This is a genomic window from Paenibacillus tundrae (assembly GCF_030812775.1).
Lineage (GTDB): Bacteria > Bacillota > Bacilli > Paenibacillales > Paenibacillaceae > Paenibacillus > Paenibacillus tundrae_A.
The window spans coordinates 161,554-173,690 of record NZ_JAUSTI010000001.1; the positions used below are offsets into that span (position 1 = coordinate 161,554).

Consider the following 12,137-nt stretch of genomic DNA (forward strand, 5'->3'; position numbering starts at 1 on the left):
CCAACGCCAGGAAATCGCGGCCCTCGAACGGTCCGTCATGGTCTACCGAGGGCTTGCGGATAAATATGAACGGAGATTATACGACGCTAAACAACGAATATACGAAACGGAGATGAATGCGCATAATGACACCGCAAACAGTAACGAAGCCTAATAACCGTACCTTGACGTTTGATCCAGCGCGCCTATCTACGTATGCCGACCGTATCCTTGCCGGACTTAACGGCGTAGACAAAACGGTTCTCTTACGCGGAGTAACAGGCAAGCTCCGCCAGTCAACGGTTTCCGGTGAGGACGTGAGCCAGGCGTTCATTATGAGTGCGCTGGAACTCGTAACGAAAGAGGAGCCGGAATGGAAATACGCAGCGGCTCGCGGATTGCTTACGTCATTGTACAAGAAGGCCGCGTATAATCGCCGGTATAAAGCGTACGTCGATCGCCCGTATGGCGCATTTTATCCGTTAGTTACCGATATGGTGGCGCGTGGACTTTACCGAGCGGAGCTAACGGAAGCATATACGCGTGAGCAAATCGAAGAGCTCGGCGCAGAGATCGATCCGACGCGCGATTTACTATTCGATTACATCGGGTTGCTTACGCTGCAGGAACGTTATCTTACGCACGATTTCGATGGACGCGTAATGGAGCTTCCGCAAGAGCGCTATATGATTATCGCGATGTTCCTAATGCATCAAGAGCCCGCCGACAAGCGCGTTGAACTAGCGAAAGAGGCGTACTGGGCGATGTCTAATCTGTATATGACGGCGGCGACTCCTACGCTATCAAACGCGGGCAAGGCGACAGGCGGACAGTTATCGTCATGCTTCATTGATACCGTTGACGATTCGCTCGAAGGAATCTTCGATTCTAATACGGACGTGGCGCGCTTATCGAAAATGGGCGGCGGAATCGGCGTATACCTCGGAAAGGTTCGCGCAAGAGGATCGGATATTCGCGGTCATAAGAATACGTCAAGCGGCGTCGTTCCGTGGATTCGTCAGCTTAATAATACGGCGGTCAGCGTAGACCAACTCGGAACGCGTAAAGGCGCGATTGCCGTCTATCTCGACGTGTTCCACAAGGATATTCTCGCGTTCCTTGACCTTAAGCTGAATAACGGTGATGAGCGAATGCGTGCGCACGATATCTTCCACGGCGTTTGTATTCCGGATTTATTTATGGAAACCGTTGAGGCGCGCGGAGACTGGTCGTTGTTCTGTCCGCACGAAGTCCGCAAGACATTCGGATGGAGCCTCGAAGATTTCTACGATGAGGAGCGCGGTGCCGGTTCATTCCGCGATAAATACGCCGAAGCCGTTGCACATCCGTTATTGCCGCGGATTACCGTGCCCGCGATCGACATCATGAAACGCGTAATGAAATCGCAGTTAGAGACGGGAACTCCGTATATGTTCTACCGCGATACAGTTAACCGCGCGAATCCGAATAGTCACCTCGGCATGGTTTACAGCTCGAACTTGTGTACGGAGATAATGCAGAACCAGTCGCCGACCGTAGTTGAGTCGGAAACACTCGTTACGAAGGACGGGCAGACACGTATTGTGATTACGAAGATTCCGGGCGACTTCGTCGTATGCAACTTGAACTCGATTCACTTGGCGCGCGCCGTAATGGACGACATACTTGACCGCCTAGTCCCGATTCAAGTCCGCATGTTAGATAACGTAATCGATATCAACAACATCGAGATTCTGCAGGCACAACATACGAATCAGACGTATCGCGCGGTCGGCCTCGGTACATTCGGACTCCACCACTTACTCGCGCTAAAAGGTATCCGTTGGGAATCGGACGAAGCTGTCGCTTATAATGACGCGTTATATGAACGTATCAACTATCTCGCGGTCAAAGCCAGCGCAGACCTCGCGAAAGAGAAAGGCGCATATCCTGCGTTCGAGGGCTCCGATTGGCACAGCGGAGAGTACTTCGCCAAGCGCGGATATGTAGACGAAGAGTGGGCGGAATTAACGCTGCAGGTCGTACAGCACGGAATCCGCAACGGTTACTTATTCGCGATCGCTCCGAATGGCTCAACGTCCATCATCGCAGGCTCTACCGCGAGCATCGATCCGTTATACGAGTTGTTATCGTACGAAGAGAAGACGACGTATAAAATTGCGAATCCGGCTCCGGATCTGTCCGACAAAACGATCTGGTACTATAAGACCGCATTTCTCGTAGATCAGCACGCGTCTATACGGATGGCGTCCGCACGTCAGCGTCACGTCGACCAAGGCCAATCGTTCAACCTTTACGTAACTCCGGATATTAAGGCGACCGCGTTCCTTGAGCTACATATGGACGCGTGGAGAAGCGGGCTAAAATCGACTTATTACGTCCGGAGCCGCGCGTTGACTATCGCTGAGTGTGAATCCTGCGCTTCTTAATTGAGGCGCTAGCTTTACGTTTAACATATACGAATGGGGAGCGTGATCATTTGAAAATTCAACGTATCTTTGACACGGAAGCACCGAACAAGTCTACGCGCATTATCGAAGGCGAAAACTCCGGCATTCTTAACTGGAACGATATCCGGATGCCGCATATGTATAAATTGTACAAAGTGCTGCTACTCAACCATTGGATCGCGGATGAAATTCCGATGAGTAAGGACGCACAGCAATTCGCGCAACTTGATCCGGAAGAACGGCGCACGTTTAAGATAAACATTTCGCTGCTCGCCGTTCTCGATTCGATGCAGACCGCGTTCGTAGGCGACGTAAAACGCTACTTTACGGATAGCTCACTCGAAGCCATTTCCGCAATCATCGCGCAACAAGAAGTCGTCCATAACCAATCGTACTCGTACGTATTGTCATCGTTAGTCTCCGATCAGGAACAGCGCGAGATATTCGAATACTGGAAGCATGATCCGGTGCTACTCGAACGGAACACGTTTATTGCGGACATTTACCAGGAGTTCCGTGATAATCCGTCGCCGCAAACGTTCTTTAAAGCGATGGTTGCCGACCTCATCCTCGAAGGTATCTTCTTCTACAGTACATTCGCGTTCTTCTATAACCTGGCGCGCGACCAAAAGATGATAGCAACCTCACAGATGGTGTCATATATTCAGCGCGACGAGAACCAACACTGCTATTTCTTCGCGGAAGTGTTCAAGCAGCTTCTCGCAGATTTCCCGGAGCTCGATACGCAGGCTAACCGCGACTACGTATACGCAACGATCGACCGCGCCGTCGAACTCGAAACCAACTGGGCGCATTATACGCTGGCTAACGTGCGCGGCATCGACTTAGCGGAGTTATCCGAATATATTCGCCACATTGCGAATCGCCGCCTCCGTATGCTCGGATTTGGCAACGCGTACGAAGGCGTTGACGTAAATTGCATGCCGTGGATTAAACCGTTCTCTGACGATGCGCTTAACGCAACGAAGACGGATTTCTTCGAGGGGAAATCGCGTAACTACGGGAAGGTATCGGAAGATAACGGATTCGACGATCTATAAGCGGTCATTAACGGAGGGCCTTCGGGCTGCTCCGTTATTTTTTTATCTGCGATGTCCCAATCTGCGCAATTCGTGTCCTTATATATTATGTAAGGCCGCAAGACAACAAAACGAAACGGAGATGATACGATGTCCAACGCAACTCAAACGTACCGCGAAGAGCCAAAACCGCTCGTAAGAGAGGTTCAACGCAAAGCCAACGCAGGTGAGCGTATTAAGATCGTTAACGCAGGTTACGCAGGCGAGCCGCCAGTTTACGCAAACGGTGACGTATTAATCGCGGGAGAGAGTGTCTACGGTCGCGCGGTTAGAGTCAATCGTAATTGGAATAGCGGAGGTGTCGCTTTTGTTAACGATAAGGAATACGTAGTCCTCGAACCGATCGCAGCTCCTGCGCCAACAACCGCTAACCTCCCGGATCTCTTCGCGCAATTCATCCGTGACAATGCGCCGGCCGTACGCAGCTACTTGGCGGAGCTCGAACCGGTTGATAGCGCGGAGGAAGTCGTAGAGGAGCCGCAATCAGTTCCGTTAACCCGCGCCAAGGTTATCGAGATGGCTCGCGAAAGGGTCGCGGAGTTGGAGCGGATTGGCGAGAGTACTAGCGCAAGTTTGACGCAAGGTATCTTCGCCTACGTGTACTATAACGTAGAGTTTCACGTAAACCGCGATAAACGAACGGTGACAGCACTCGCACGTTACGGAGATATACGCGGAGGAAAACCGGCCGCAGTTGGCATCGCAAAGTGTGCGCCTGACGACGTATTCAACGCAGACATTGGCAAGGCAATCGCGGCTGAACGTGCGCTCGGCCTGACGTTGACGGATGCGTTTGTGAATGCGCCAAAGCCCGCCGAAGCCCGCACTGGTATGAAAGTACTTAAGCTTACCGGATACAATATCGGCTGTACATTGACGCTCACAAAAAGACGCCGAGAATGCGACGGAATAGGTTACGGAGATAACGCGTTCGCAACGTTCGAGGGCGGTTGGGTTGGAAGCAAGCAATACGCAATCATCGACGACACCGACGCTGTCTACGAAGATGCCGCGTAATCTAACAACGGAGGTGAACGTGTAATGGACGTATTGAACACGTACGGCGGCGGAACTGACGTAGCACTTATCCTTCTCGGAATTTTGGCTTGTGCACTTGGATTCATCCTTCTAATTGCAGGAGTCGTTGTAACCGAAGCACCTGCGGCTATCTTCGGGTTACTCATGATATTAGTCGGAATGATCGCGCTCTTTAACGCAAATGAACCCATACGTCACGAAGTCACCCTCCGCCCCGGACACGTTATCGACGCGGTTAAGTACGAAGTTATCGAACAGCGCGGCGCAATCTACGTAATTAAGGAACGGGAGGTGAGCGAATGACTAAAGCGGAGTTAATTGAATTAATCGACCGCTTCCCGGATGACGCGTAGGTTTGCGTAAGGGACGTAGACGGCGACTCACACCGAAACGTGTATGCGGTAATGTCTGGAGACAGAGTAACGATCAGCTACGAATACGACTACTAAGGAGGCGCAATTATGGCGTATAAATTTGAACGCACGCCGACCGGCTACAGCGTTAAGACAGCGCCAGCCGAACGCATTGAACGCGAACAGGCTGCGCGTGATTGGGCGGCGATTGCGATAGTGGTTGCGGGATTGGTCGCGGTGTGGACGTTACTATAACGAAGGGGTGATCGTATTTGAACGCAATCATCGTAAAATTCAAGCGCCTGCATCCGGACGCTATGATTCCGCAGTATGCGACGGAAATGGCCGCCGGCTTCGATTTAGTCGCGGTGGAGGACGTAATTATCGCGCCAGGAGAAACGGCAAAAGTTCCGCTCGGATTCGCGGTACAGATTCCGCCGGGCTACGAAATCCAAATCCGGCCGCGTTCGGGAGTTACGTTTAAGACGAAGCTTCGCGTAGCTAACTCGCCAGGTACGGTTGACGCCGACTATCGCGGAGAGGTTGCTGTGCTCGTCGATAACGTTGCGCAAAAGTCATACGACATTATAACCGATGAAGTGTACGCAGAAGCAACGTTTTGTTTCAGTCTAGTTGACGGAAATATGACACTAGATGAACCGGAAGGTTGCGATACTTCTGACGCTATCATTAAAGATACGTACTGGATACGTAAAGGTGACCGCATTACTCAGGGCGTACTCTCGCCAGTATTACGTGCATCCTTCGAAGAGGTAGCGGATCTTGACGTTACGGAGCGTGGAGATGGCGGATTCGGACATACAGGAGTGAGCGAATGACTAAACGTTATACCTACGCAATCATCACCGTATACTGTACAACTTTTTGGGTCGGGCTACTAGTCCGGACGATTATACGATAGGAGTTGACGCTAGTTGAGTATTAACGGAGACTTTCTCGGATTCGCCGCGATGATACTTGCGGGAGGTATCTCACTATCGCTATGTGTTCACGGATTTAACGTTGTAACGATTCACAAACATTATCACCGAAAGGATGACGCGAATTGAAACAATACCACGATCTACTCCGACATATTCTTGCTAACGGCGTTGAGAAATCGGATCGCACCGGAACAGGAACGTTATCGACTTTCGGCTACCAGATGCGCTTTAACCTCGCGGAAGTATTTCCGTTAATAACGACTAAACGCGTACACTGGCGATCCGTCGCGTACGAACTCCTCTGGTTCCTGAGCGGAGATACCAACGTTCGTTACTTGCGTGAGAACGGCGTAAGTATTTGGGATGAGTGGGCGGATGAGCGCGGTAATCTCGGTCCCGTATACGGAGAGCAATGGCGTAGCTGGATTGAGACGGCGGACGATCGCAACGGTTATCATACGATAGATCAGATCGCAGACGTCATCGAACAAATACGTACGAATCCGGACAGCCGTCGCTTGCTAGTGTCCGCGTGGAATGTCGGAGAGCTTCCGCATATGGCGCTCCCACCGTGTCACTTCGCATTTCAATTCTACGTAGCTAACGGAAAGCTTTCGTGTCAATTGTATCAACGGTCGGCTGACGTATTCCTCGGCGTTCCGTTCAATATCGCAAGCTACGCGCTTCTGACACATATGATTGCGCAAGTTACCGGATTAAAAGTCGGTGAGTTCGTTCATACGATTGGTGACGCGCACATTTACACGAATCATCTTACGCAAGTCGAGACGCAATTAGGACGCGATTACAAGCCGCTGCCGACACTTCGCCTGAATCCGGAGATTACCGATATCGACGCGTTCACATTCGAAGATATCACGCTTGAAGGTTACGATCCGCATCCGGGAATTAGAGCGCCGGTCGCGGTCTAATACGAAAGGAGAATGCGTAAATGACCAATGCTACGGTGGAATGGAACTACGCGGATATTGAATCGTCAATTAACGCGATGGAAACAAGTGCGGAGGCACCGGTCTTCTATATTCAAACGGGATTAACAACGATTGATTCTATTGAGCTTAGCGTAGGCGAGGCGGAGGAGGTAATCGCCAAGATGCGCGGGATGCTTGACGAAATATACGCGAAGCGGAAGCAAGAACCACGCCGCCTAGCCGAAGTCCTCCCGTTCGTACCGCGTCCAACTCCGGAATCAATCGCGCAGATGGAACTCGTTTCCCTCCTCGAACGCTATACGGAAATGGCGCGCTCAGGCGAAATCACCGGCGAGATCGTGGCGGAATATGTCAACGTAAATACGCGTGAACGGACGCTATTGATCGAAGAGTTACGCGAGCTTAGTTTTTACGAATACGACGTATAACAACGTAAAGGAGCGGATTAAATGGCACAACTTACCGGAGTTAAAGAACGCGGAGAAGGCTTTATAGAGTTCAACGGAGAGTACTACGAAGCGCAGCACGAGAGCGTTCAAGCAGCCGCTGGGGATATCGTACGTCATGACACAGGGTATTCGTTCCTTCCAGCAGGCACTTACGATATCTTAGATCACGACTTGGAATTTGCGGATGAGGACGGTGACTACTGGTCGTACGATAGTGATAACGATACGCTATTCCGCAAAGTTCCGCCTCTTTCCGAAAGTCTCGCAACCAAGCGCGATCAACTCGCAACTCTCACGGCCGAAATCGCGCAACTCGAAGCGCAGCTCGCCGAGGAATCGCGCCTTAAAGTCGGAGATTATGCGCGGGTTACGGATATCTCGTCAGTCGATAATTTTAACGAAGGTGACATCGTAATCATTACGCGTATTGATGATCAGCGTCACACCTACGTACTTCGCGGTGAGAGCGTTACGTCGGAAGGATACGAATGGTTCTCGCCAGCCGCACTCACTAAAATCACGCCAGCCGAAGCCCGCGCATCTCTCATCGCTAAGATTGACGCACATTTCGGTGGACAGGAGGCGGATTAATCTCGCTAAGTATAATCGCGCAAATCATCATCGCAATGTCAATCGGAATGGCCGCAATCAACGGTATCCCACCGAATAAGGAACCGGATTCTCCACCCCAACCTACCGCTTCATCTTCGCAGGTAACAGGCAAATCTGCGAAAAAGGACGTATGGCAAACGTATGAAGCTACCGCTTATATTGCGATGTGTTCCGAAGGTTGCACCGGTTTCACTTATACGGAGCTCGACGTACGTAACACGATCACTCACGAAGGACGCCGCGTCGTGGCCGTTGATAAGCGCGTGATCCCGCTGCATACTCCGCTTACGATCCGTTTGGCAGACGGAACGGAGATCGCAGCGATTGCGGAAGATACGGGCGGCGCGATTAAAGGACACAAGCTCGACGTATTATTCGCAACGGAGAAAGAAGCGCGCCAATTCGGCCGCCAGGAAGTACGCGTTAAAATCGAAAACTAAACGATAAGGGAGCGGATTTGTATATGCGTAAAATTGACGGAAGAAAAGCGGTAATCACAGAAAGCGGACATCGTTGGACGTCGTTCCAGGAATTAGCTAATCGACTCGGATACCCTGACGCGGCTGTTCCTATGAAACAAGACAAACGTAGCTTCCCGCGAAAAGACGATGTAGTAACGATTCTGTCATCCGTTGATGAACGCGGGGAAATGGTCATTCACGACGGTCAGCGCGTATTTATCGTAGAGTTTGCGAACGGAGAGCGCCACACATTCGGAGAAAAGGGGCTGCGTATCTTGGACGAAGAGATTACCGGAGTTACCGTATTGAAAGACGAAAGCCTGGGCGGAGTTGAGCGTGATTATCGCGAGGTTAAACGGAAGGCTGACGTTGGTGAGCTCGTTAAAATGTACGATTATGTGCACGGCCTGAACGGTGAAATCCTCAAGGTTCGCGCTAGTAAGGGCGGAGCCGAGCAATTCGAAGGGAAAAGAGATGGACACGGAAGTCCTCATTACATCTCCGGACGCGGAAACGGTGGGTACGTCTATCTCACGCTCGAACCTACCGACATCCTCCGCATCGATGGCGCCCGCTTCCGCATGATCGATCGGAAAGCCGAGGTGGGCGAGCGCGTGATTGTTACGGGAGAGAAGGCGACGTTCAGCATCGGTAAAGTGTTCGTTGTCGAGGACGTTGACTGGGCTTTCCCTGCGGCGGGTCTCCGTAACGGTAACAATGCAATCGACGGACATTACCGCGTACTCGAACCGCTCGAAACCGCAGAAACCGAACCTCTCTCCGCCAAGCCCGCGCCTGACCAAGCGGTCGAGATTATCGCAAAATTGACGACGCGAGTAACTACGCTTGAGAAACGTGTGGCGGCGTTGGAGATTGCGCCTACTGCTCCGCGCTTATCCGATTTAGGAGTAAAGGCGCAGGAAGCTGCAGATACGTTCGCTAAGGCCACGAAAGCAACTTCGGTAACAGTTGCGGAAGTGTCCGCAGTTTTGAAACAACGTGCGAAGGAAGCGCGCCAGAAAAAGCGTGATGACATCGTTAAGCGCGCGAAGGAGGACGTGGCGGACTTGCGTAAGTTTGAAGGAACGAAAATTCCGAATGATTTCGTTAATTTCTGGCCTCACGTAGGCAAGTCGACGGATTATCTTCCGATGCACACGGTTGAGTACGTTGTTAATCGCGATAAGCGTACGGTAGTCGCAGTTATCCGTTGTACTGCCGACGGTCATATTACGCGCGGCATCGCTAAATGTGCGCCAGGCGACGTATTTAACGTGTGGATCGGAAAAGCGATTGCGCTGAGACGTGCGCTTGGCTTGGAGATTCCGGAAGAGTACGTTAGCGCGCCTCAGCCTACGGAGGTTCGCGTTGGGGATATCGTTAAAGCAACCGGAGATTCTGCGTACGCTTACGGATCGATCGGACCCGTTGTTAACCTCGTGGATGGCGTACTTTACCGAAGCGATAGAGCAACACGTGATGACGGATGCGTTTGGGCGTTTGAGCACGACTTATCCGTAATTGATGACTCCCGTGTAAGCGAAGCTGAATCAGACAGCGCAGAGCCGCGGAAGGAGGTGGCGTAATGACCGCGCTACCTAACATCGGATTAATCGGACGCCTTCGTTCGGGCAAGGACACCGCGGCCGACTATCTCGCGTCAAAATACGGATACACAGCGTTCGCTTTCGGCGACGAGCTTAAGCGCGACTTCCACCGCCGTTACCGCGAGATTCCGCGCAATCCTAAACCGCGCGTCGGTTATCAAATGCACGGACAGCTCATGCGGGAATATTACGGAGAAGGCGTATGGGTTGACGCTTGTTTCGAGAATGTAGACGCGCATAAGTTATCGTTTAGCGATCCCGATAATGTTCCCGCAGTTATCACCGACACGCGTCAGTTAAACGAGGCTGTACGGTTGAAATCCGCCGGCTACGTCCTCATCCGCGTTGAAGCACCGGAAGCCCTCCGCATTCAACGCGCCATTAAGTCAGGCGACCGCTTTAATCTCCGCGACCTTACGCACGGCACGGAGACGGCGCTCGATGGGTTTTCGGCAGACTTTACCGTTACGAATGACGGCGACCTCGCGCATCTCTATCGCCAGATTGACGAGATCGTCGCGTTCATAGGCGGTGATTGGCCGGAATGAGTAACATCGCGGAAGAGTGGCGTAAAGGTTACGAAGCGGGCTATTTCGCAGGACGGATCGACGCGTTAGATAAGCGCGAGTATGACGATCGGACTCCGCTGCAGAAACGGAAGGAGGAGCGCGATGTTACCGATGATCCCGAATCATAACGGTTACGGCTTACGTAATGACGAGCGTCCGTTTGCGCATAAGATACCGCCCGGCGGCAATTGGCGGAACTTAACGCATGAAGAAAAGCTCGTATATTGGAACGGTAAGATTCCGACAGAGGGCGGAAGTACAAACGGACTCAGAAAGCGCGCATGGACTGACGCGGCAGGAACGATTACAACGACCCCGCTCCAAAAGCTATCGTGTCAGCTCCATCCCGGAAAATTAGACGTAGAGGAGGAAACTACCATCCGCAATTATAACGTTACTCCGCAGCTACCTCCGAATGGCCTTACGGTCGCCGAGTTATTTTGTGGCGGCGGTCTGATGGCCGTCGGATTAAAGGCGGCAGGCTACGATATCACATTCGCAAATGACTTCGATAAACGCGCGGTGGAAGCTTACGCGTACAACCTCGGCGATTACGTAGTCTGCGGCGACATTACGAGCGACGAAATTCAAGCGCAGATTCCGGACGCGGATATATTCGCAGGCGGGCCCCCTTGTCAAAGCTGGTCTATCGCAGGTAAAGGTAAAGGCGACGAGGACGATCGCGGCAAGCTTGTCTGGACGTATCTGGACATTATCGAACGTAAGCAACCGAAAGCCTTCGTATTCGAAAACGTAAAGGGTTTGACGCAAAAGAAACACCGCCATACTCTCGACGCTCTGCTCGTGAAATTCGCGGAAATAGGATATAACGTATCCTGGCGTGTAATCAACTCTTGGGATTACGGAGTCGCCCAAAAGAGGGAGCGAGTATTTATCGTAGGCGTACGTAAGGATATCGGATTTACGTTCGATTTCCCTTCTCCGTGGGTTTGGGATTATCAGACGCAGACCTTGCGTGATGTGATCGGAGACTTACCGGAGCCTATTGCGAACCACGATCCGAAACCGCTGACTTCTCACGTTAGGGAGCGCCTAGAAAACGGAGGATACGAAACTTATTTACGCAAGCATCCTGCGGGTAATCCGGAATTACCTAGTAGGACTCTGACCGCACATCTTGCGAAAGGTTCTCCGGACGGTATGTACTTTTCTCCGGAACAGCCGCGCCGATTTACCGTCCGTGAGTGTCTCCGCATTCAATCCGTACCTGACTCGTACGTGCTTCCGGAATCCCTATCGCTATCCGCGCAATACCGGATCGTCGGTAACGGCGTAGCGAGCCGAGTCGCGTACTTACTCGGAATCGCGCTTGCCGAACAACTTAACGCAGCTCTAGCGCAGTCCTTACCGGAGGCTGCGTAATGAGCGGCGCGGACTTCTTCGACCGTTTCCAACCGCCAGATGAGCGCGTGGAGATCGTATCATATTGCGCATATTGCGGCGAGCCAATTGAACGCGGATCATTCGTAACAACTTACGCAAGCGGTGCGAAGACGCACGACGGATTTTGCGAGGATCAGTACGTAGAGAACGAGTTGGGCATCGTGCGATCAAGCGTATGAAAACGTAAGTATTCGAAAAATTCACGATAGAGGAGCGAT

The 12,137-nt window shown here is 51.9% G+C and carries 16 protein-coding genes; all 16 read left to right on the forward strand.

The genetic code is table 11. The annotated features are described in order from the left end of the window. Positions 1-125: 125 nt before the first annotated feature. Complete coding sequence (locus J2T19_RS00790) at positions 126-2,408, forward strand: ribonucleoside-diphosphate reductase subunit alpha (protein WP_307211966.1); 2,283 nt, start codon at positions 126-128, stop codon at positions 2,406-2,408. A gap of 50 nt (positions 2,409-2,458) precedes the next feature. Continuing rightward, the gene (locus tag J2T19_RS00795) at positions 2,459-3,490 is read left to right on the forward strand and encodes a ribonucleotide-diphosphate reductase subunit beta (protein ID WP_307211968.1); all 1,032 of its coding nucleotides are present in this window, start codon (positions 2,459-2,461) and stop codon (positions 3,488-3,490) included. A gap of 129 nt (positions 3,491-3,619) precedes the next feature. Then, positions 3,620-4,546: a hypothetical protein gene (locus tag J2T19_RS00800; protein WP_307211971.1), complete on the forward strand. Its 927-nt coding sequence runs from the start codon at positions 3,620-3,622 to the stop codon at positions 4,544-4,546. 24 nt (positions 4,547-4,570) lie between these two features. After that, entirely contained in the window at positions 4,571-4,870 is a 300-nt protein-coding gene (locus tag J2T19_RS00805; protein WP_307211974.1) for a hypothetical protein, read from the forward strand. A gap of 158 nt (positions 4,871-5,028) precedes the next feature. Next, positions 5,029-5,175 carry a hypothetical protein gene (locus J2T19_RS00810; protein WP_307211976.1) on the forward strand — a complete coding sequence of 49 codons (147 nt, stop codon included), beginning with the start codon at positions 5,029-5,031 and terminating at the stop codon, positions 5,173-5,175. 26 nt (positions 5,176-5,201) lie between these two features. After that, positions 5,202-5,759, forward strand: a complete 558-nt coding sequence (dut, locus tag J2T19_RS00815) for a dUTP diphosphatase (protein WP_307213112.1) — start codon at positions 5,202-5,204, stop codon at positions 5,757-5,759. A 96-nt stretch (positions 5,760-5,855) separates the two neighbouring features. Continuing rightward, a complete protein-coding gene (locus tag J2T19_RS00820; protein WP_307211979.1) occupies positions 5,856-5,990 on the forward strand; it encodes a hypothetical protein in 135 nt (44 codons plus the stop codon). Next, entirely contained in the window at positions 5,987-6,796 is an 810-nt protein-coding gene (locus J2T19_RS00825) for a thymidylate synthase (RefSeq protein ID WP_307211982.1), read from the forward strand. The genes J2T19_RS00820 and J2T19_RS00825 overlap by 4 nt, the downstream gene beginning before the upstream one ends. 20 nt (positions 6,797-6,816) lie before the next feature. Next, positions 6,817-7,245: a hypothetical protein gene (locus tag J2T19_RS00830; RefSeq protein WP_307211985.1), complete on the forward strand. Its 429-nt coding sequence runs from the start codon at positions 6,817-6,819 to the stop codon at positions 7,243-7,245. A 21-nt stretch (positions 7,246-7,266) separates the two neighbouring features. Continuing rightward, entirely contained in the window at positions 7,267-7,857 is a 591-nt protein-coding gene (locus J2T19_RS00835) for a hypothetical protein (protein WP_307211988.1), read from the forward strand. A gap of 47 nt (positions 7,858-7,904) precedes the next feature. Continuing rightward, entirely contained in the window at positions 7,905-8,318 is a 414-nt protein-coding gene (locus J2T19_RS00840; RefSeq protein ID WP_307211991.1) for a 3D domain-containing protein, read from the forward strand. A gap of 23 nt (positions 8,319-8,341) precedes the next feature. Further along, entirely contained in the window at positions 8,342-9,925 is a 1,584-nt protein-coding gene (locus J2T19_RS00845; protein WP_307211994.1) for a hypothetical protein, read from the forward strand. Next, positions 9,925-10,494, forward strand: a complete 570-nt coding sequence (locus J2T19_RS00850) for a nucleoside/nucleotide kinase family protein (RefSeq protein ID WP_307211997.1) — start codon at positions 9,925-9,927, stop codon at positions 10,492-10,494. Before J2T19_RS00845 ends, J2T19_RS00850 begins: the two co-directional genes overlap by 1 nt. Further along, positions 10,491-10,643, forward strand: a complete 153-nt coding sequence (locus J2T19_RS00855; RefSeq protein ID WP_307212000.1) for a hypothetical protein — start codon at positions 10,491-10,493, stop codon at positions 10,641-10,643. The genes J2T19_RS00850 and J2T19_RS00855 overlap by 4 nt, the downstream gene beginning before the upstream one ends. After that, positions 10,618-11,898: a DNA cytosine methyltransferase gene (locus J2T19_RS00860; RefSeq protein ID WP_307212003.1), complete on the forward strand. Its 1,281-nt coding sequence runs from the start codon at positions 10,618-10,620 to the stop codon at positions 11,896-11,898. Before J2T19_RS00855 ends, J2T19_RS00860 begins: the two co-directional genes overlap by 26 nt. After that, on the forward strand, positions 11,898-12,098 hold the full coding sequence (locus J2T19_RS00865) for a hypothetical protein (protein ID WP_307212006.1): 201 nt from the start codon (positions 11,898-11,900) through the stop codon (positions 12,096-12,098). Before J2T19_RS00860 ends, J2T19_RS00865 begins: the two co-directional genes overlap by 1 nt. Positions 12,099-12,137: the final 39 nt, after the last annotated feature.